The sequence below is a fragment of the Methylobacterium sp. BTF04 genome (assembly GCF_010692745.1).
Lineage (GTDB): Bacteria > Pseudomonadota > Alphaproteobacteria > Rhizobiales > Beijerinckiaceae > Methylobacterium.
The window spans coordinates 85,554-105,524 of record NZ_JAAHTB010000007.1 but is presented as its reverse complement, the minus strand read 5'-3'; the positions used below and the strand labels follow the sequence as shown (position 1 = coordinate 105,524).

The following is a 19,971-nucleotide window of genomic DNA, read 5'->3' as shown; positions in this document are numbered from 1 at the left end:
GAGAAGCGGAACCGACGCGATGAGCGCAGACACCAAGGCCTCGACGGCCAACGCCTCCATCGACCCGCAGGAGGTCGCTCGCTTCGAGGCCATCGCCGCGACGTGGTGGGCCGAGGACGGACCGATGGGCGTGCTCCATCGCTTCAACCCGGTGCGTTTGGCCTACATTCGCGACGCCGCCTGCCGCCATTTCGGGCGTGATCCGAATGGGCCTTATCCTCTCGCCGATCTCACCATCGTCGATGTCGGCTGCGGCGGCGGCGTGCTGTCCGAGCCGCTCGCGCGGCTCGGAGCGCGGGTCACCGGACTCGACCCGGCTCCCACCAACATCGCCGTTGCCCGCACCCATGCCGAGTCAGAAGGCGTCGCGGTCGATTATCGGTCTCAGACCATCGAGTCGGTCGTGGCCGGGGGGGAGCGCTTCGACATCGTCCTCGCCATGGAGGTGGTGGAGCACGTCGTCGATATGCCGGCCTTCGTGCGCTCCGCCTGTCTGGCGGTGAAGCCGGGCGGGCTCCTCTTCGCCGCCACGCTCAATCGGACGATGCGCTCCTTCGCGTTCGCCATCGTCGGCGCGGAGTACGTGCTCGGCTGGCTGCCGCGTGGGACCCACGATTGGGACAAGTTCGTGAAGCCGGCCGAACTCGCCCAGGCGGTGGAGGCCGGGGGGCTGCATATGACGGACACCACGGGAGTGGTGTTCAATCCGCTCGACCAGTCCTGGCGCGCGAGCCGCGACACGGCGGTGAACTACATGGTGAGCGCGGCGCGCGGTACCTGAACCCGCAGGCGCCTCGCGTCGTTGACCGGTCGGCGACAGGAGATGCCCAAGGAGACATCGATGCTCGAGAAACTTCCCCACGTGGTCGGTGTGGCCCTGTCCGGCCTCAAGGCGGGCCTCAAGACCACCACCTCCGTCGCCGATTTCGCCGACGTGCCGGCGACCGTAACCCTGACAAGCCCAGCCTTCGCCGACGGCGCGGCGATCCCCGCCCGGTTCACCGAGGACGGCGCCAAGGTTTCGCCGCCCCTCGCCTGGAGTGGCCTGCCCGCCGGCACCGAACGCGTCGTCCTGATCGTGGAGGATGCCGACAGCCCGACGCCGCGCTCCCTGGTGCATCTCATCGCCTGGAACCTGATGCCCGAGGCCGGCTCTCTCGACGAAGGTGCGCTCCCGAGCCCCGCCGGTGCCAGTCAGAGTCAGGATCTCGGGCAGAACAGCTTTCTGCAGAACCAATGGTTGCCGCCGGATCCGCCCGCCGGACACGGCCCGCACCGCTACCTGTTCCAGATCTATGCGATCGACCGCGCGTTGGCCCTCGATGCCTCGCCCGGGCGCGGGGCCGTGGTCGACGCGATGCTCGGGCATGTCCTGGCAAAGGGCAGCCTCACCGGGACTTACGAACGTCCGTGAACGGATCGCTTGCGCCGCGGCGCGGTTCGGGGCAAGCGCCCGGCGGATGAGACGCGGAGACGAGCGATGAAGGCCCTGTTGTGCACGCGGCTCGGCGGACCGGATGACCTGTCCATCGCCGAGTTGCCCGATCCGATCCCCGGCCCGGGCGAAGTGTTGGTGCGCGTCACTCTCGCTGCCCTCAACTTCTTCGACACGTTGATCATCGCGGGCCGCTACCAGGTCAAGCCGGAGCTTCCCTTCTCTCCCGGCGGGGAGGCCTGTGGCGTAGTGGACGCCGTAGGCACCGACGCCGCCGGCTTTCGGGTGGGTGACCGGGTCATCGTCCACCAGAAGTTCGGCACCTGTGCCACGTTGATCGCCGTCGAGCCTCGGCACCTCACCAAAGTCCCCGAGGGCGTGAGCGACGCGCAGGCTGCCGGCCTGACCATCACCTACGGCACCACGCTCCATGCCCTGCGTGACCGGGCCCGGCTCGAGCCCGGCGAGACTTTGGCAGTGCTCGGCGCTTCCGGCGGCGTCGGACTGGCTGCGGTCGAACTCGGCCGCGTGATGGGGGCGAACGTCATCGCCTGCGCCTCATCGGCCGAAAAGCTTGCGCTGGCTCAGGCGCACGGGGCGCAAATGACCCTCGACTATGCCGCCGACGATCTGCGCGCCGACCTGCGCCGGCTCACCGAGGGGCGCGGCGTCGACGTGATCTACGATCCCATCGGCGGCGACTATGCCGAGCCCGCCTTGCGTTCGCTCGGCTGGAAGGGGCGTTACCTCGTCATCGGCTTTGCCGCGGGCGAGATTCCGCGCATCCCGCTCAACCTCGCCCTTCTGAAGGGCATCGACATCCTGGGCGTCCACTGGGGCGTGTTCGTGGACCGCGAGCCGCAGGCGCACCAGGACAACCAGCGCCAGCTCCTCGCCTGGGTGGAGGAGGGACGCCTCACCGCCAAGGTCCATGGCGAATACCCGCTCGCCGCCTATGCGGAGGCGCTCGGCATCCTCACCCGTCGCGCGGCGATGGGTAAGGTGCTGTTGCGGCTGTGACGTCTTCCCCCTTTCGGGAGGACGAGGAGCGTCGCGCGTTCAGATCAGGCCCTGGGCCTTGGCGAGAGCCACGAGGTCGTGCTGCGGCCGGGCGCCGATGTGCTGGATGACTTCCGCTGCCGCCAGCGACCCGAGGCGGGCGCTGGTGGCGTAGTCGAGGCCGCGGGCGTGACCCGCGAGGAAGCCCGCTGCGAACAGGTCGCCGGCGCCGGTGGTGTCGACCACCTCGTGGACCGGTGACGCCTCCACGGCGCGGATCTCGCCGCCGCGCACGACGAGGGAGCCTTCAGCCGAGCGCGTGACGAGGCCGAGCAGGTGCTTGCCGCGGGCGTCGCGCTCGTCGCGCAGGGCTTTCACCGCCGCGTCGGCATCGTCGGTCTCATACAGGCTCTGCAACTCGGCGCTGTTGGCGAAGAGGATGTCGATGCTGCCATCTCGGATCAGCCCGAGGAATTCTTCGCGGTATCGACCGACGCAGAACGCGTCCGACAAAGTCAGCGCCACGGCGTTGCCTGCGGCATGCGCGATCTTCACGGCCTTGCGGAAGGCGTCCTTGGCCGCCGGCGGGTCCCACAGGTAGCCTTCGAGGTAGACCACGCGGGCGGCGGCCGTGGTCGCTTCGTCCACATCGGCCGGCGACAGGCCCTGGCAGGCCCCCAGATAGGTGTTCATCGTCCGCTCGCCATCCGGCGTCACCAGCACGAAGCAGCGCGCCGTCGCCGGGCCGTCTGTGGCGGCCGGCACCGAGAAGGTCACGCCCGTCGCCTTGAGGTCGTGGGCGAACAGGCCGCCGAGCTCGTCGTCGCGAACCTTGCCGATGAAGCCGGTCTTCGCACCGAGGATCGCCGCGCCGACGGCGGTGTTGGCTCCCGAGCCGCCCGACACGATGGTGGCCGGCCCCATGGCGGCGAATAGATCTTCCGCGCGCGCTTCGTCGATGAGCTGCATCGCACCCTTTGGCACCCCTTGTGCCGAGAGGAAATCCTCCTCGGTGCGGGCGATGACGTCGACGATGGCGTTGCCGAGCACGAGCAGGTCGAGGGGTGCGGACATGAGGCCGTCCAGTCTGGCTGAGATGCGGATAAGGCGGCGCTCTCGCACCCCCTCGCCCAAGGGTCAAGCAAGGGCCGGGCAAGTGCGCGGCCAGCGGACCGGATCGGATCGTCAGGAAACTGCGAAGAGCTCCGCGATCGGGATGCGCAGGCCCGGCGGATGCAGATCGAGAACACCGGCGGAGGCGATGCGCGTCTCGATCAGGTCGTCGGCCCCACGTCGGTGATGGATGACCATCGCCTTCCTCGGATCGACGATGAGGTAATGCATCACACTCGGCACTCGAAAATAGCCTGCGAGCTTTTGTCCGGTGTCCACGTGGCCGGTGCTGGGGGACAGCACCTCGACGACGATGATGGGCTCTGGTGCCTCGGTTGCGTCGGCATCCAGCCGTTCACCGCAATATACGAGCGCATCCGGCTCGAAGCTCGTCGCGGCATCGATTCGGACAGTGAGTCCGTCTGGCAGCATCCGGCAGGGCAGGCCGGCCTCGCGGATCGCCGTGCGAAGGGCAAGCTGCACGGAAAACTTCGTCTCGGCGTGCCGAACGCGCTGCGGCGACATCGCATACACTTCGCCGTCGACGAGCTCATGGCGTCCCGGCTGGTGCTCGGCCCAGGCCAGGAATTCGTCGACCGTCATGCGGGCTTTGGGCTGCGCGCTCATGGCGGGACGCTACCATGCGGCTGCGACGCTGCGAAGCGGCGCCATGCCGATCATTGCAGCGCTTTGACTTCGCATTGGGCGTAGTCGGACGCCGCCTTCACGTAGGCGTTCAGCGCCTTGACGTAGGTATCGGCCAGCGGCCGGAAGGTGGCAGCCTGGGCGTTGTAGGCCTTGATCGCGTCGTTGTAGCTGTAGGCTTCCCAGCCCGGGCATCCACCCTTGGCGTCGAGACAGCCAGGTTTAGGCGGCAGGGCCGGCTTCGCCGGTCGCGCGGCGGCGAGTGGGGCTTGCGCCGGAACGCATTCGGCCTGGACCGCCGTCGCGGTCGCCCAACTCGCGACGCCCAATGCGCAACAGATCACTCGCCGCATCGTTTCTCCTTGGGATGGCGTATCTCTTCGCTCAACTTCATGCGCGCGGCTGAGGCTGACAGCAAATCGACCAACCGATACGGCGTTCACTGTGCCGCAACGGCTCGCCGAGCGGGTTCCTGGCGGCGCTCAGCAGCGGCAGGTGCGGGGCGTTTCCCCTTGTTGCGTCCGTCCATGAGGGTGCGAGCAAAGTTCAGTACCGGCAGGACGAGGCCGAGACCGACGACCCACCAAGCCGGGCGGACGGTGTAGGAAAAGTCGAGATTGGCGGCGAGGACGACCCTCGCCGGTACGCCGCTGGCGAGCCCGTACCACGCCGCCTCGACCAGCGCGGTGGCGAGGCCAGCTGCGAGCGCGAGAACCACTAGGGTGAGCGGATTCGTCGGAAGGCGGAAGCGCTGCATCGCCCGCCAGCCCATCAGCAACAGGAACAGACCGGTCCAGAAGACCGGGTTCGTGACGTCGATCTTGGCCTGGAGAAAGTAGTGGACGAGGCCGAGCACCGCGATGGTGTAGACCGCCTTATGCAAGCGCGGCCACGCCTTGCCGAGGCGTCGGATCATCCCGTCCGTCGAGGTCACGCCGAGCACGATCAGGCCCACCAGCGCCACGAAGCCGATGGTGAGGTAGATCCGCGTCGCGATCTCGGAGACCACCTTCGTCAGCACGAAGTTCTGGTCAACGACGTAGAGGGCGAAATGGATCAGCCCGTAGGCGAGCACCGTGAGCCCGAGCATCCGCCGGACCAGGATGAGCTTCGGGTAGTTCGCGATGCGCCGGAGCGGACTTACGGCGAGCGACAGCAACAGGAAGCGGACCGCCCATTCGCCGGTGCCGTGCAGGAGCGCGGTGATCGGCTTGGCGCCGAGCGCATCCATCGCATAGGCGCCCGCCAGCCACAGTCCGGGAGCCAGGGCGAACAGGAACGTCGCGAGCTTCAATCCGGAGACGCGGCCGGCGCGGTCGCGCCAGGGCGCGGAGAGGGCAGGCAGGGCGGGCATGACGATCCGTTGCGGAAGGAGTTTGACGTCGGAGATAGGCGTCCAGGTCAGCAAATCGCGGGGTAGGATGCCGCACGATCCCGCGAGACGACCGACCCGTCGAGGCATTTCGCGGAGCGTGGGCTTGGCGTTACGCCACCGATGTGTCGCATCGCACCACGGCGGGATTGTGCCGGCTCGGGTGAGGCACACCGGTCGCGGATGCTATAAGCCGCTCCGATCGGTCCCGCTCAAGAAGTCCGCGCATGCCAACGTCCGATGATATCTTCGCTGCACCAAGCCCGGAAGCGGCCCGTACGGAGCACGCGGCGCTCTCGGCCCGGATCGCCGAGGCCGACCGGCTGTACCATCAGGAGGATGCCCCTGAGATCTCGGACGGCGAGTACGACGCGCTGCGCCGACGCCTGGAGGACATCGAGGCGAAGTTCCCCGAGCTTGCCGGCACCGGTGAAGCCAGCGTGTCGGTGGGGGCGAAGCCCTCCGAGAAATTCGCCAAGGTGCGCCATGCCGTGCCGATGCTCTCCCTCGGCAATGCCTTTGCCGACGCTGAGGTCGAGGAGTTCGTCGCGCGCGTGCGCCGGTTCTTGAACTGGCCGGATGCCGACCCGCTCGCCTTCACCGCCGAGCCGAAGATCGACGGTCTGTCGCTGGCCTTGCGCTACGAGAATGGACGCCTCGTCACCGCGGCGACGCGGGGCGATGGCGAGACCGGCGAGAACGTCACCGCCAATGCCCGCGAGGTCGGCGACATTCCGCAGGTTCTGTCCGGGACAGGCTGGCCGGCCGTGTGCGAGGTGCGCGGCGAGGTCTATCTGTCGCATGCGGATTTTGCGGCGATCAACGCGCGCCAGGAGGCGGCGGGAAAATCGCTCTTCGCCAACCCGCGCAACGCCGCCGCCGGGTCTTTACGGCAACTCGACCCGAGTATCACGGCGTCGCGGCCGCTGAAGTTCTTTGCCTATGCCTGGGGCGAGGTCTCCGAGGAGATCGCGAAGACGCAGACCGGCGTGCTGGAGCGCTTCGCACTGTGGAATCTACCGGTGAACCCGCTCACCGTGACCTGCCCGGACGCGGCCGCCATGATCGCCCACTACGAAAAAATCGGGGCGGAGCGGGCCGGCCTCGGCTACGACATCGACGGCGTCGTCTACAAGGTCGACGACCTTGCTCTCCAGCGCCGCCTCGGCTTCGTCTCGCGTTCGCCGCGCTGGGCCTTGGCCCACAAGTTCGCCGCCCAGAAGGCGCTGACGGTGGTGGAGGGCATCGAGATCAATGTCGGGCGCACCGGCTCGCTCAATCCGCTGGCCAAGCTCCGGCCGGTGACGGTGGGCGGCGTCGTCGTCTCTAACGCAACCCTCCACAACGAGGGCTACGTCCAGGGTGTCGGCGGTGACGGCGAACCGATCCGCGACGGGCGCGACATCCGCGTCGGCGATACGGTGGTGGTGCAGCGTGCCGGTGACGTCATTCCGAAAGTGATGGACGTGGTGCTGGAGCAGCGCCCGGCCAATGCGAAGCCCTTCGTCTTCCCCGACCATTGCCCGGCCTGCGGCAGCCGCGCGGTGCGCGAGATCAACCCGCGTACCGGCAAGCCCGATGCGGTGCGCCGCTGTACCGGCGGTCTGATCTGTCCGGCCCAAGGGGTCGAGCGCCTGAAGCACTTCGTCTCACGCAACGGCTTCGATCTCGAGGGCTTCGGCCAGACCTACATCGAGGTGCTGTTCGAGGCCGGCGTGATCAAGCAGCCGGCCGACCTGTTCCGGCTCGCATTCGACCCCCTCAAGGCCGCCATCGTCGCCCGCCGCGAGTCGCTTTCGGCCGAACGTCGCGTGGAGGGCGCGCCCACGCCGAAGAAACCGACCAAGAAGAAGGGCGAGGACGAGGACAAGGCGATCAAGAACCTCGTCGCCTCGGTGGAGGAACGCCGCTCGCTGCCGCTCAACCGCTTCCTTTTCGCGCTCGGTATCCCCGATATCGGCGAGTCGACGGCGAAGGCCCTGGCCAAGCGCTTTCCGGACATGGACGCTCTCATGGCGGGCGTCGCGGCGGCGGCGGATGCGCAGGCCGGCCCCGACTGGATCGAACTGTCCTCGATCTCGCGGATCGGGCCGACCACCCGAGACCGCCTTCTTGAGGTCGGCTATCCGCGCGAGACGACCGACCCCGTTGAGGCGGGCGAGGGGGAAGAGCTTCCGCCGCAGGGGCGTATCCGCCTCAGCGCACCCCAGCGCGCCAGCCTGTTGGCCCATTATGGCGATGCCGACGCCGTCTCGGCCGGCCTCGCGCGGGCAAGCGAGCAGCGACCGGGGGACGCCTACCGCCATTTTGCCGATGACGGTGAGATCGGACCGGTGGCGACGGATTCACTGATCGCGTTTTTTTCCGAGCCGCACAACGACGAGGCCGTGCGTGCCCTGCTGTCCGAAGTGACGACCGAGCCGATGGCGGCTCCGGCCACGGCGACGGCCTTCGCGGGCAAGACGGTCGTCTTCACCGGCTCCCTCGAAAAGATGACCCGCTCCGAGGCCAAGGCCACCGCCGAGCGCCTCGGCGCCAAGGTGTCGGGTTCCGTCTCGGCCAAGACCGACCTCGTCGTGGCGGGGCCGGGGGCGGGCTCGAAGCTCAAGGATGCCGAGAAGCACGGCGTCGCCGTGGTCAGCGAGGAGGCGTGGCTGGCCATGGTGGCCGAGGCTTGAGGCGGGAATCCTGGGCGTCTAAACCAGCGGCCCGGTACGGTTTTGGCCGGGCCGGCCCACCGACACCTCACATGCGCGACCTCACATGACCGTCCTCGCCATCGATTTCGAGACGGCCAACGAGCGGCGCGACAGTGCTTGCGCGGTCGGTCTCGCCTGGATCGCCGACGGGACCGTCGTCCGGCGTGAATCGCGGCTGATCCGGCCGCCGGAATTGCGGTTCTCCCCCGGCAACATCCGCGTCCACGGAATCGTGCCGGCGGATGTGCGCCATCTTCCCGTGTTTCCGGATGTGATGGCGGAATTCCTGCCCGATCTCGCCTCGGGCCTCGTGCTCGCTCACAATGCCGGGTTCGACATGGGCGTGCTGCGGGCCTCGCTCGCGGCCTACGGCATGCCGGTGCCGGCGTTCAGCTACCTCTGCACACTCCAGATCGCCCGCCGGGTGTTTCCGGCGGAGGAGGGCTGCGGCCTCGGCAAGGTGGCGGCCCGGCTCGGGATTCGCTTCGAGCACCATGATGCCGGCGAGGACGCCTATGCGTGTGCCGAGATTGCGCTCGCCGCCGCACGCGCGGTGGCGGCACCGCATATCCACGGCCTGTCCAAGGCACTCCGCCTGCCGATCACCACCATCCCGGCCGGTCCCGCCAACGCCCTGCCACCGGCGCCTGGATCCATCGCCGACCGGGCCAGGCGGTTCGCCGGCGGGGGATCCGGCGCAGTGCGCAAGACCACGGCCGATCTGCGCTTCTCGATGCGCGGCAGCAGCGGCAATCGCTATGCGGTGACGCTCGAGAATCGCGCCAGCGGTCTGCACCTGCGCTGCACTTGTATGGCGGGGCGCTACGGAACCCGGTGTCGCCATGTGACGTCGCTTCTGTTGGGCGACATCACCGACCTGCTTTCGGACAATCACGACGACGTGGAGGTGCTGCGTCAGCGCCTGAAGATGACCGATCTGGCAGCAGGTCGCACGGTCGTCGGATGACCGGATCGCTTCCAACGATCGTGCGGGTCCCGCTCCTTTCGGAAGCCAAAACGGCGCAATCGGACAATACTTCGAGCCCCGAAGACGATCTTTGGGGCTCGCCACACCACCCTAGGAAGAGGCGGTGATCGGGAGAGGGCCGATTTGATAAACCGGTGATTGGCTCACGCCGCCTTTTTGGCGGCCGCGTCGCCGTAGAACGTGCCGTTGCGCGCGGCCATGTCGAGGAGGTTCTGCGGCACGGAAAAGCGCGGGCCGTGCTTGGCCTCCAACCCCTGCGCCAGCGCGACGAAGGTCTTGGCGCCCATGAAGTCGATATAGGACAGGGCACCGCCGGTGAACGGCGCGAAGCCGAAGCCGAGGATCGAGCCGACATCGGCCTCGCGCGGATCGGTGACCACACCCTCTCCCACTGTGCGCGCTGCTTCGAGCGCCTGGACTACCAGCAGGCGGTGCTTCAACTCCGAGAAGTCGACATCGTCGGCAGCGATCCGATTCGCCTGAAGGTTGGCGAGACCCGGCCATATGCGCTTTGGAGCGCCTTCCGGATAGTCGTAGAATCCCTTCTTGTTCTTGCGGCCGAGGCGGCCCTCGCCCTCGACGAGGGTGGAGAGCAGCGCCTTCTGCGCGGGGTCGATGGCACTTGCGCCGAGCTGCGCTTCCGTCGCCTTGACGATCTTGAGGGCGAGGTCGATCGCCACCTCGTCGGTGAGCGAAAGCGGCCCCACCGGCATGCCGGCCTGGCGACCCGCATTCTCGATCATCGCTGCCGGAATGCCCTCGTTGAGCATCTTGTGGCCCTCGAGGAGGTAGGCGCCGACGCAGCGATTGGCGAAGAAGCCACGGGCATCGTTCACGACGATAGGGGTCTTCTTGATCGCCCGGACGTAGTCGAGGGCGGTGGCGAGGGCCGCGTCGCCGGTCTGGTCACCCTTGATGATCTCCACCAGCATCATCTTCTCCACCGGGGAAAAGAAGTGGATGCCGACGAACTGCTGCGGTCGGCTCGACGTCTTGGCGAGGCCGGTGATCGGTAGCGTCGAGGTGTTGGAGGCGAAGATCGCGTCGGGTCGGATCGCCGCCTCGACCTTGCCGATGACCTCGGCCTTCACGGCCGGGTCCTCGAACACGGCTTCGATCACGAGGTCGCAGCTGCCGAGATCGGCATAATCCGCGCTGGTGGTGATACGGGCGAGCAGCGCATCGCGGTCAGCGGTCTTCGCGCGGCCCTTGTTGATCTGATCGGTGACGAGCTTGTGGGCGTAGGCCTTGCCCTTCTCGGCGGCGTCCAGCGACTGGTCGACCAGCACCACCTCCATGCCGGCATTGGCCGAGACGTAGGCGACGCCCGCTCCCATGAACCCGGCGCCGACGACGCCCACGCGCTTGACCGAGGTCGGTGCCACGTCCTTCGGACGGCGCGCGCCCTTGTTGAGCTCACCCATGGAGATGAACAGCGTGCGGATCATCGCTGCCGCCTCGGTCGACCGTAGGATCTTGGCGAAATACCGGCTCTCGACGCGCAGCGCCTGATCCATCGGCAGTTGTAGTCCCTCGTAGACCGCACCGAGGATGGCCTTGGCCGCCGGGTAGTTGTCGTGCGTCTCGCGGCGATAGATCGCGTTAGCCGGCGGCCAGATCATCATCCCGGCCGGCGAATAGACCTTGCCGGACGGTGCCTTGAACTTCGGCACGTCCCACGGAGCGATAGGAGAGCCGCCGGCCTTGATCCAGGCTTTCGCCTTGTCAATGATCTCGGCCTTCGGGGCGACCTCATGGACGAGGCCCATGTTCTTGGCCATCGCCGGACGGATCTGCTCGCCCTTGAACAGCATCTGCAGGGCATCGCCGGTCTGCATCAGGCGCGGCACGCGCTGGGTGCCGCCCGCACCCGGGAACAGGCCGACCTTGATCTCGGGCAGGCCGACGCGGGTCTTGGGATCGTCCGACAGCACCCGGTGATGGCACGCGAGCGAGAGTTCGAAGGCACCGCCGAGGCAGATGCCGTTGATGGCGGCTGCGAACGGCTTGCCGCAGGTCTCGAGCTTGCGGAACACCAGGGTGAGCTTTCGCGATTCCTCGAAGAAGTGGCGCATTGCCTCCTCTTCGCCGCGCTCCGCCTTGAGCGTCTCATAGGCGCGCCCGAGACCCTGGAGCATGGTGAGATCGGCACCGCCCGAAAAATTGTCCTTTCCGGAGGTGATGACGCAGCCCTTGATGGCGGGATCCGCCACGACGCCGTCGATCAGCTGATGCAACTCGTCCATCACCGCATTGGTGAAAACGTTCATCGAGCGGCCCGGCATGTCCCAGGTCGCCAGCGCGATTCCTTCGATATCGGTCTCGAAGCGGAAGTTGTTGAGATTCATCGCTGATCCTCGCAAAAGGTCTCAAGAAGGGCGGCGCGTGAGCGATTAAATTATTGTAAGAACTTCTAGGTGTACTCGTGCCCGATATGTCCGGACGAGTAGGCTCAGGAAGCGACGATGACAGGGCGAATGGGCTGCCGCGGCTGTAAGGACGGTGCCGCACTCGACTTCACCTTCACGATGGCGTTCCAGCCGATCCTCGACCTCGCACAGGGACGGGTCTGGGGATACGAGGCGCTCGTGCGCGGCCCGGGCGGTGAATCCGCCGCCTCGATCCTCGACCGTGTGACGCCCGAGACCGTCTACCAGTTCGACCAGGCCGCGCGGGTGAAGGCGATCGACCTCGCCGGAAGGCTGTTCCCGGCCGACGACGCGACCAAGCTCTCCATCAACTTCATGCCCAACGCGGTCTACGAGCCGGCGGCCTGCATCCGCTCGTCCCTGGAGGCGGCGCGCCGTGCCGGCTTCGCCCATGACCGGATCATGTTCGAGTTCACCGAGAACGAAAAGTTTCGCGACACCGCCCACGTCTCGCGGATCGTGGCCGAGTACCGCAAGCAGGGTTTCCTCACTGCGCTCGACGATTTCGGAGCGGGCTTCGCGGGCTTGAGCCTGCTCGCGAACTTTCAACCCGACATGATCAAGCTCGACATGGACCTTCTGCGCGACATCGATACAGACCGGCGCCGCCAGGCCATCACCGGCGGCCTCATCCGGATCGCCCGCGATCTCGGCATCCTGGTGATCGCCGAGGGCGTCGAAACGCAATCTGAGATGGAGACCCTGCAGGATCTCGGGGCAACCCTGTTCCAGGGCTATCACTTCGCACGTCCCCATCTCGAAACACTCCCGGCAGTGGCCGGCTTTCCGTCGTCCGGACTCGACCGTTCGTTGCAGGTGGCCTGAACCCACCGCACCGGATCGGGGGCGCCCGATCCGGCGATTTTCGCATGGGCGCTGTCCACGACGAAGGCTCGGAATGCCCTTAGCGGGGCGGCATCGGCGCCATCGGTGCGCCGGCGGGATTGGCCTGGGCATCTCCGGCCGCCGCGATGGCGAGCATGTTCAGGAGCTTCGTCACCGAGGCCTGGGAGATCGTGGTGACCGTCGAGGCCGGATCGGCGTTGAGGGCCTGGAACTTCTGGTAGACCTTGTCGTCGTAGATGCCGCTGAGATGCTTCAGTTCGTCGAGGCTGAATTTCTCCGCGTAGGCCTTCGACAGACCGTCGATCATCGTCGTGCGCTGCTTGTCGAACTCGGCGCGGATTTCCTTGCGTACGGCCTCGGCCTTCTCGTCGGGCATCGTCGCGACGGTCTTCTCGAGCGCACCGGTGAAGCCGGTCTCGAGGTTCTTGATCAGGGTTTTCTGCACAAGGTCCTTGGCCACCGTGATCCGGTCGGCAGCATCGTCCGCGCGGGCGGCGATGGGCAGACACAGGGCGGTCGTCAGGCAGAGGGTGGCGAGCAGGCGCGTCATCGTGGGGCTTCTCCCGTAATCTTGTTGTTTAGGGCCCCGCGCCGAAGCGCCGGGCGCCGCCGTCTATCAGTGTTTCGCGGTGTTTGCAGCGTTTGGACGCGTCGCCGCGCCTCACACCCGCTCGATGATCGTCGCGGTGCCCATGCCGGCGCCGATGCACAGGGTAACCAGCGCGCGCTCCTTGCCGGTACGCTCCAACTCATCGAGCACCGTGCCGAGGATCATCGCTCCGGTGGCGCCGAGCGGGTGCCCCATGGCGATGGCGCCTCCGCAGACGTTGATCTTGGCCGGGTCGACGTCGAACGCCTGCTGAAAGCGCAGGACCACCGCCGCGAAGGCCTCGTTGACCTCGAACAGGTCGATATCGGACAGGCTCAGTCCGGAACGTGCCAGAACCTTCTTCGTCACGTCGACGGGGCCGGTGAGCATCAGTGCCGGATCGGAGCCGATATTGGCGAAGGCGCGGATGCGCGCCCGCGGCCGCAACCCGGCGCCATGTCCGGCTTCGGCCGAGCCGATCAACACAGCTGCCGCGCCGTCGACGATACCGGACGAGTTGCCGGCGTGGTGGACGTGGTTGACCGCTTCGACATCGGGGTGGGCATCCACCGCCACCGCGTCGAAGCCGCCCATCTGGCCCATCTGGACGAAGGATGCCTTGAGCTGGCCGAGCGACTGCATATCGGTGGACGGCCGCATGTGCTCGTCGGAGGCGAGCAGTGTGATCCCGTTGATGTCGCGCACCGGCACCACGGCGTTCTTGAACCGACCCTCGGCCCAGGCGGCGGCGGAACGCTTCTGCGACTCGACGGCGTAGGCATCGCAATCGTCGCGGGTGAAGCCGTATTTGGTGGCGATGAGATCGGCGGACACGCCCTGCGGCATGAACCACGACTTGATGGCGATGGCCGGGTCCACCGGCCAAGCGCCACCCGAGGCACCGAGACCGACGCGGCTCATGGATTCGACGCCGCCGCCGATGGTCATGTCGTGCTGGCCGGCCATCACCTGAGCGGCGGCGAAGTTCACCGCGTCGAGGCCCGAGGCGCAGAAACGGTTGATCTGCACACCCGGAACATGGGTGCCGAAATCGGCCACCAGCGCTGCGGCGCGGGCGATGTCGCCACCGGCCTCGCCGACGGGATCGACGCAGCCGAGGATGACGTCGTCGACGCGCTTCGTGTCGAGCTGGTTGCGCTCCTTGAGGGCGCGCAGGGCCACCTCGGCGAGGCGAAGCGCCGTCACCTCGTGCAGGGACCCGTCCGGCTTGCCGCGGCCCCGCGGGGTGCGGACGTGATCGTAGATGAAGGCCTCGGGCATACGTGTTTCCCCATCGGTCGCTCTTCGTTCGGCGACGGCTTTCACATATTTCGAACGCGGCGGCGACCATGCCGCCGGTGTCGCGCTAATCCCGTCAGCCCTAGGCGGCCAAAGAGCAAGCCCGGAACGACGCAGCCGCGCCGAACGACCGAATGGCCCTAAAAAGCCTCGGCGCTCAGCGCCATGGTCGTCTCCGCCCCGGCCTTGACCCGAACGAGCCGCATCGCGGTCTCCGGCAGCACCCGCTCCATGTAGAAGCGGCCGGTGACGAGCTTGGCCGCCATCCGGTCCGAGGCGGCCTCGGCCTGCTTCAGCAGCGCCGCCTTGGCGATCCGGGCCCACATGTAGCCCATGGCGACGAGGCCGAGCAGGTGCATGTAGTCGGTGGCCCCGGCCCCCGCATTGTCGGGCTTGGAGAAGGCATTCTGCATGAACCACATGGTGGCGCCCTGCAGGTCGTTCAGCCCGGCCTGGAGCGGCCCGACATAGGGCTTCATGCCCTCGTCCTCGGCATGGTCCTTGATGAAGGTCTGGACTTCCCCAAGGAAGCTCATCATCGCCCGGCCGCCATCCTTTGGCAGCTTGCGGCCGATGAGGTCCATCGCCTGGATGCCGTTGGCGCCCTCGTAGATCATCGCGATGCGGGCATCGCGCACGAATTGCGACATGCCCCATTCCTCGATGTAGCCGTGGCCGCCGAACAATTGCTGCGCCTCCACCGCATTGGCGAAGCCGCGATCGGTGAGCACGCCCTTCACCACCGGAGTCATCAGACCCATGTGGTCGTCGGCCGCCTGCCGTTGTTTTTCGTCGTCCGACCGGTGCCCGATATCGGCCTGGAGTGCGGTCCACAGCACCAGAGCGCGGGCGGCCTCGTTGAAGGCGCGGATGCCCATCAGGGTCCGGCGCACGTCGGGATGGACGATGATCGGGTCGGCGGCCTTCTCGGGCGCCTTGGCACCGGTGAGCGACCGTCCCTGGAGCCGGTCCTTCGCGTAGGCCACGGCGTTCTGATAGGCGACCTCGGATTGGCTGAGGCCCTGGACGCCCACCGCCAGCCGGGCCTCGTTCATCATGACGAACATGGCGGCGAGGCCCCGGTTCTCCTGGCCGACGAGCCAGCCGGTCGCCCCGTCGTAATTCATCACACAGGTGGAATTGCCGTGGATGCCCATCTTGTGCTCGAGCGAGCCGCAGGACACGCCGTTGCGCGCACCCACCGAGCCATCCGCGTTCACCAGGAACTTCGGGACCACGAACAGCGAGATGCCCTTGGTGCCGGCCGGCGCGCCCTCGATGCGGGCGATGACGAGGTGGATGATGTTTTCGGACAGGTCGTGTTCGCCCGCCGAGATGAAGATCTTGGTGCCGGTCAAGCTGTAGGAGCCGTCGCCATTGGGCGCGGCCTTGGTCTTGAGGAGACCGAGATCGGTTCCGCAATGCGGCTCGGTCAGGTTCATGGTGCCGGTCCAGGCGCCCTCGACCATCTTCGGCAGGTACGTCTTCTTCTGTGCGTCCGACCCATGCACCAGCAGGGCGGCCATGGCGCCCTGGGTCAGGCCCGGATACATCGCCAGCGCGAGATTCGCGGACGAGGCGAATTCCTGGATCGCGGTGTTGAGGGTGTGCGGCAGGCCCTGGCCGCCGAATTCCTCGGGCACCGAGAGGCCCATCCAGCCGCCGCCCGCATAGGCGTCGTAGGCCGCCTTGAAGCCCTTCGGCGTGGTGACGCTGCCGTCGGCCTGACGGGTGCATCCCTGTCGGTCGCCGATCGCGTTGAGCGGGGTGAGCGCCTCCTCGGCGAGCTTGCCGCCTTCGGTGAGCACTGCCTCGACCACATCGGGCGAGGCATCGGAAAAGCCGCGAAGATTGTCGTAGCGATGGAACGCGAGAACGTCGTTCAACAGGAACAGAACGTCTTCGACGGGTGCCTTGTAGCTCGGCATCTCGCATCCTCCTCCTCGGTTCGCTCGGCGAGCCTTGTCTCGGTCTGGCGACCGGCGGCTTACTCGATGGTTCACATATAAACTATATGTGCGGGCTGCGAAAGGGGGGCGAAATCCTTTCCGGATCGGAATCCCATTCCGGGAACTTAACCCGTTGTTTACCAAGAACGCCAAATGTCGGTGGCAGCCGACCCGTTGTTAACCCGTGCCGCCGCCGGCCGCAGGGATCGCCCGGGGCCCGGTCACCGGACCGCGCCGAACCAGGTTTGACGATGACCCGCACTGCACCGCTCGATCTCGACGGCTTCGACCCTGACGTCCTCGACGCGGCGCGCGACGTGGCTCGCCGGGCCGGCGTGCCGGTGGAGACCTGGATCGCGTCGATCGTGTCACCCGAAGCGGTGGCTGAACACCAGAAGCCGAAGCCTCAGGCTCCGGATGCAAAGCCCGCGTCCGTCGCCGTCGAGCCGACCGAGGCCGTCGCTGCCGGCGCCCCGACGTACGGGAACGCCGCAGGTGCACAGCCCTCCGAGCCGCGGGTGGCCGTCGCCTCGCCACCGATCGCTACTGTTCAGGACGCGCTGGCACCGGCGCCGGCCGAGCCGCTCACCTCGACCCTCGCCGAGATGATGCGGCGGCTCGACGCCATCGATCAGCGGATCGCGCAGGATCAGAAGGCGGCGCAGGACGCCACTACCCGCTCCATCGAGGGCATCGAGGCGCGCCTCAGCACGGTCATCGATTCGAGCCTGTCGCCCGCCGCCCAGATGGCGCAGCGCTTCGGCGAGATCGAACGCCGCATGACCGAACTCGGCGAGCAACTCGCCACCCCCCGACCGCTCGGTCGCCGGGGGCGCGCCGCCGGCGCCGAAATCCGCGATGCCGTCAGTGAAATTCGCCAGCGCCAGCGCGAGCTCGATGCGGGCGGGACCGTGCCGTCGCGGGCCGTCCGCGCGGATACGCCGATGCCATCCCTGGCGGTGGCCGAGTTGCAGCGCGAGACCAGCCTCCTGCGCGAATCCATCGATGGCCTCGCCAGCGGGCGTGACGTCAGCGCCCTCGAAAACGCGATGCAGACTCTGGTGGCCGGCGTCCAGAAGGCTCAGGAGCCCGCCGATCTCGCGGCCATTGCCGCCCCGATCGCCCAGATCCGCGAACAGGTCGCCAAGCTGGCCGACGAGGTCGCCGAGAATGTCCACGTGCGGGTCGCCGCGGACGTCGAGCGCCTCACCGCCCGGGTCGACGGCGCCCTCCAGGGCGGCTCCGCCGGGACCGTGGAGCAGGATGCGCTCGCAGCCCTGTTTCGCGAACTCGATGAGATCCGGCGCCTGATCGCCACGCTGGCCGGTCCCGAGCGCATCCAGAGCCTGGCCGCCGGTCTCCAGGCCATCAGCGCCCAGATCGCCGAACTTCAGAACGCCGCGCCCGGCGATGCCTCGGGCATGGCCGAGCTGCGTCCTCTTCTCGAGGAAATCCGCAGCGGCCTGCGGGGTCCGCTCGATTCCGAGATCGGCGCCCAGATCCAGGTCATGGGCGAAAAGCTCGATGCCCTGCGCGACGGGGCGCCGCTGACCGGCGGCGCCAATTCCGACGCGATCATCCACCGGATCGATGCGCTCTCCGAGAAGGTCGACCGGGTCGGGATCAACCCGGTCGGCGACCTGATCAACCGGCTCGAGGATCTCGGCGCCACCCTGCGCCGTCCGGTGGTGCCGGGCGAGGACATCGCCTCGATCCACGGCATGCTGCACGACCTGGCCGTCAAGCTCGATCGCATCGGCACCGCCGACGGCCCGAAGGGAGAGGGCCTCGATGCCCTCGAAAACCAGGTGCTGGCGCTCGCCGGCCGGATCGACAGCCGCGACGCCGACCCGGCGCTCGCCGGCCTCGAGCGGACGATGAGCGACCTCCTCACCCAGGTCTCCGCGCTGCGGACGGAGGCGCCCATGGACGCAGCCGTCGAGCGGGCGGCGCGCAATGCCGCAGAGCCGGGCGAACTCGGTCTGCTGCGGGCGAGCCTCGCGGACCTGCGTGCGCACCAGACCGCGTCCGAGCAGCGTATGCAATCGACGCTGACGGGGGTGTATTCGGCGCTCGAACGCCTCGTCGGACGCCTCGGCACCCTCGAGACCGAGGACATCGCCGCGAGCCCGCCCCGCCCTGCGCAATCCACGTCCGTACGGGGCGCGCAACGCCCGGACCGGAAGACCGGTCCGTCCGATGCTGTCGATCTGGCCGATCTGCCGCTGGAGCCCGGCGCCGGTCGTCCCGGTCGCGAGCGGTCGTTCGACCGCGCCGAGCCCGCCGAGAACGCCGGCGTCTCCGATGGCGACATCAAGACCAGCTTCATAGCGGCCGCACGTCGTGCCGCCCAGGCGGCCCAGGCCGAGGCGTCCGGAGCGACGACCGCCATCGACGCCCGTGACCTGCGCAAGAACGTGCGCGGCCAAGCCTCGGCCGACGCGCAGTCCACTGGCCGCCTCGCGCGGTTGCGCGCCGAAATCGACAAGCGCCGCAAGCCGCTCCTGCTCGGGCTCGCCGCGATCGTGCTCGTGCTGGGTGCGCTTCAGGCGGTCGGTTCCCGCAATCCGGCCCACGATGCCAAGGCACCGGATCCGGCCATTGCTCCTGTCGCCGAAACCGCCAGCCCGACCTCCAGCGGGATCGCCGACCCCGCCACGAAATCCGCCGAAAAGGCCGTCGAGCCGGCTCCCGCAGCCGCTCCGCTCGCCGATCCGGTCACCACGCAATCGCTCGCCGATACCAAACCGGTCTCCACGATGCCGGCGGCCCCGGCGACGATGCAATCAGTACGCAGTCTGGTGCCGCGCGTTGCATCGATGGCGAGCCTCACCGGCGAGCTGTCGACGCTGCCGGCTGGCTTGGCCAAGCTGCGGCAGGCCGTCACCGATGGGGAAGGAGCGTCGATCTACGAACTCGCGATCCGCGAAGCGGAAGGTCGCGGCGTGCCGCGCGACTACGCCTTGGCGGCCAAGCTCTTCGAAAAGCTCGCCTCCACCGGCTATGCCCCGGCGCAATACAAGCTCGCGAGCTTCTACGAGAAGGGCACCGGCCTGACGCGCGATCTCGCGCAGGCCAAGCTGTGGTACGGCCGCGCCGCCGAGCAGGGCCATGCCCGCTCGATGCACAACATCGCAGTGATCCACGCCGAGAACCCCGCCGCCAACGGCAAGCCCGACTTCGCCACCGCCGCGCAATGGTTTAAGCGCGCGGCCGAATACGGCCTGCGCGACAGCCAATACAATCTCGCGGTGCTCTATGCCCGCGGTCTCGGCCAGCCGCAGGACCTCACGCAATCCTACCTGTGGTTTTCGGCGGCAGCGGCGCAGGGTGACGAGGACGCGGCCAAGAAGCGCGACGACGTGGCGTCCAAGCTCGACCCGAAGGCGCTCGCGGCCGCCCGCAGCCTCGCCGCCGCTTTCAAGCCGAAGGTGCCGGATGCGGCAGTAAACGAACCGCCCGCCCTTGCCGCCACCGACAAGACCATGACCTTGCTGGGGGCACCCGTCCCGACTGCCCTGCCTGCCGCTGCGTCGCCGCGTCGCGGCTGACGCTCCCGCCGAAGCTGTGTGCGGGTATCTGCCGCCTTCCCAACGGCGTACGGACAG

15 protein-coding genes are annotated in these 19,971 nt (G+C 67.8%); 7 read left to right on the top strand and 8 right to left on the bottom strand.

What is annotated here, in order from left to right; all coding sequences use genetic code 11:
- The first annotated feature begins 19 nt into the window (after positions 1–19).
- The 3 genes from ubiG (at position 20) to G3T14_RS06645 (ending at position 2,455) form a co-directional block, all read left to right on the top strand.
- Complete coding sequence (gene ubiG / locus G3T14_RS06655) at positions 20–781, top strand: bifunctional 2-polyprenyl-6-hydroxyphenol methylase/3-demethylubiquinol 3-O-methyltransferase UbiG (protein WP_163641258.1); 762 nt, start codon at positions 20–22, stop codon at positions 779–781.
- A gap of 60 nt (positions 782–841) precedes the next feature.
- Positions 842–1,414, top strand: a complete 573-nt coding sequence (locus G3T14_RS06650; RefSeq protein WP_163641256.1) for a YbhB/YbcL family Raf kinase inhibitor-like protein — start codon at positions 842–844, stop codon at positions 1,412–1,414.
- 66 nt (positions 1,415–1,480) lie between these two features.
- Entirely contained in the window at positions 1,481–2,455 is a 975-nt protein-coding gene (locus G3T14_RS06645; protein ID WP_163641254.1) for an NADPH:quinone oxidoreductase family protein, read from the top strand.
- 39 nt (positions 2,456–2,494) lie between these two features.
- Here the strand turns inward: G3T14_RS06645 and G3T14_RS06640 are convergent, their stop codons facing one another.
- From G3T14_RS06640 to G3T14_RS06625, 4 genes are all read right to left on the bottom strand, one after another.
- Positions 2,495–3,508 carry an adenosine kinase gene (locus G3T14_RS06640; RefSeq protein ID WP_163641252.1) on the bottom strand — a complete coding sequence of 338 codons (1,014 nt, stop codon included), beginning with the start codon at positions 3,506–3,508 and terminating at the stop codon, positions 2,495–2,497.
- 111 nt (positions 3,509–3,619) lie between these two features.
- Positions 3,620–4,174, bottom strand: a complete 555-nt coding sequence (locus G3T14_RS06635; RefSeq protein WP_163641250.1) for a Uma2 family endonuclease — start codon at positions 4,172–4,174, stop codon at positions 3,620–3,622.
- A gap of 50 nt (positions 4,175–4,224) precedes the next feature.
- The gene (locus G3T14_RS06630; protein WP_163641248.1) at positions 4,225–4,545 is read right to left on the bottom strand and encodes a hypothetical protein; all 321 of its coding nucleotides are present in this window, start codon (positions 4,543–4,545) and stop codon (positions 4,225–4,227) included.
- An 86-nt stretch (positions 4,546–4,631) separates the two neighbouring features.
- On the bottom strand, positions 4,632–5,546 hold the full coding sequence (locus G3T14_RS06625; RefSeq protein WP_163641246.1) for a protein-methionine-sulfoxide reductase heme-binding subunit MsrQ: 915 nt from the start codon (positions 5,544–5,546) through the stop codon (positions 4,632–4,634).
- A 245-nt stretch (positions 5,547–5,791) separates the two neighbouring features.
- Between G3T14_RS06625 and ligA the strand changes: the two genes are divergently transcribed.
- Entirely contained in the window at positions 5,792–8,242 is a 2,451-nt protein-coding gene (gene ligA / locus G3T14_RS06620; protein ID WP_163641244.1) for an NAD-dependent DNA ligase LigA, read from the top strand.
- A gap of 85 nt (positions 8,243–8,327) precedes the next feature.
- Positions 8,328–9,230 carry a 3'-5' exonuclease gene (locus tag G3T14_RS06615; protein WP_163641242.1) on the top strand — a complete coding sequence of 301 codons (903 nt, stop codon included), beginning with the start codon at positions 8,328–8,330 and terminating at the stop codon, positions 9,228–9,230.
- Positions 9,231–9,394: 164 nt separating this feature from the next.
- Here the strand turns inward: G3T14_RS06615 and G3T14_RS06610 are convergent, their stop codons facing one another.
- On the bottom strand, positions 9,395–11,599 hold the full coding sequence (locus tag G3T14_RS06610; RefSeq protein WP_163641240.1) for a 3-hydroxyacyl-CoA dehydrogenase NAD-binding domain-containing protein: 2,205 nt from the start codon (positions 11,597–11,599) through the stop codon (positions 9,395–9,397).
- 117 nt (positions 11,600–11,716) lie between these two features.
- Here G3T14_RS06610 and G3T14_RS06605 point away from each other — a divergent pair, with 117 nt between their 5' ends.
- Positions 11,717–12,505 carry an EAL domain-containing protein gene (locus G3T14_RS06605; protein WP_163641238.1) on the top strand — a complete coding sequence of 263 codons (789 nt, stop codon included), beginning with the start codon at positions 11,717–11,719 and terminating at the stop codon, positions 12,503–12,505.
- A gap of 79 nt (positions 12,506–12,584) precedes the next feature.
- On the opposite strand, the gene G3T14_RS06600 is transcribed toward G3T14_RS06605, so the two are convergent.
- The 3 genes from G3T14_RS06600 to G3T14_RS06590 form a co-directional block, all read right to left on the bottom strand.
- Entirely contained in the window at positions 12,585–13,076 is a 492-nt protein-coding gene (locus G3T14_RS06600) for a hypothetical protein (protein WP_163641236.1), read from the bottom strand.
- A gap of 111 nt (positions 13,077–13,187) precedes the next feature.
- Positions 13,188–14,396 (bottom strand): acetyl-CoA C-acetyltransferase, encoded by a 1,209-nt coding sequence (locus tag G3T14_RS06595; protein ID WP_163641234.1) that lies wholly within the window; start codon positions 14,394–14,396, stop codon positions 13,188–13,190.
- Positions 14,397–14,554: 158 nt separating this feature from the next.
- A complete protein-coding gene (locus G3T14_RS06590; protein ID WP_163641232.1) occupies positions 14,555–16,342 on the bottom strand; it encodes an acyl-CoA dehydrogenase C-terminal domain-containing protein in 1,788 nt (595 codons plus the stop codon).
- 272 nt (positions 16,343–16,614) lie between these two features.
- On the opposite strand from G3T14_RS06590, the gene G3T14_RS06585 reads away from it, so the two are divergent.
- Positions 16,615–19,914: a tetratricopeptide repeat protein gene (locus G3T14_RS06585; RefSeq protein WP_163641230.1), complete on the top strand. Its 3,300-nt coding sequence runs from the start codon at positions 16,615–16,617 to the stop codon at positions 19,912–19,914.
- Positions 19,915–19,971 lie beyond the last annotated feature (57 nt).

Bases quoted from the DNA above. Each gene is read 5' to 3' on its own strand.
- G3T14_RS06585 (WP_163641230.1), top strand. From the start codon at position 16,615: ATGACCCGCACTGCACCGCTCGATCTCGACGGCTTCGACCCTGACGTC.
- G3T14_RS06600 (WP_163641236.1), bottom strand. From the start codon at position 13,076: ATGACGCGCCTGCTCGCCACCCTCTGCCTGACGACCGCCCTGTGTCTG.
- G3T14_RS06625 (WP_163641246.1), bottom strand. From the start codon at position 5,546: ATGCCCGCCCTGCCTGCCCTCTCCGCGCCCTGGCGCGACCGCGCCGGC.
- G3T14_RS06615 (WP_163641242.1), top strand. From the start codon at position 8,328: ATGACCGTCCTCGCCATCGATTTCGAGACGGCCAACGAGCGGCGCGAC.
- ligA (WP_163641244.1), top strand. From the start codon at position 5,792: ATGCCAACGTCCGATGATATCTTCGCTGCACCAAGCCCGGAAGCGGCC.
- G3T14_RS06650 (WP_163641256.1), top strand. From the start codon at position 842: ATGCTCGAGAAACTTCCCCACGTGGTCGGTGTGGCCCTGTCCGGCCTC.
- G3T14_RS06610 (WP_163641240.1), bottom strand. From the start codon at position 11,599: ATGAATCTCAACAACTTCCGCTTCGAGACCGATATCGAAGGAATCGCG.
- G3T14_RS06635 (WP_163641250.1), bottom strand. From the start codon at position 4,174: ATGAGCGCGCAGCCCAAAGCCCGCATGACGGTCGACGAATTCCTGGCC.
- G3T14_RS06645 (WP_163641254.1), top strand. From the start codon at position 1,481: ATGAAGGCCCTGTTGTGCACGCGGCTCGGCGGACCGGATGACCTGTCC.
- G3T14_RS06630 (WP_163641248.1), bottom strand. From the start codon at position 4,545: ATGCGGCGAGTGATCTGTTGCGCATTGGGCGTCGCGAGTTGGGCGACC.
- ubiG (WP_163641258.1), top strand. From the start codon at position 20: ATGAGCGCAGACACCAAGGCCTCGACGGCCAACGCCTCCATCGACCCG.
- G3T14_RS06640 (WP_163641252.1), bottom strand. From the start codon at position 3,508: ATGTCCGCACCCCTCGACCTGCTCGTGCTCGGCAACGCCATCGTCGAC.
- G3T14_RS06605 (WP_163641238.1), top strand. From the start codon at position 11,717: ATGACAGGGCGAATGGGCTGCCGCGGCTGTAAGGACGGTGCCGCACTC.
- G3T14_RS06595 (WP_163641234.1), bottom strand. From the start codon at position 14,396: ATGCCCGAGGCCTTCATCTACGATCACGTCCGCACCCCGCGGGGCCGC.
- G3T14_RS06590 (WP_163641232.1), bottom strand. From the start codon at position 16,342: ATGCCGAGCTACAAGGCACCCGTCGAAGACGTTCTGTTCCTGTTGAAC.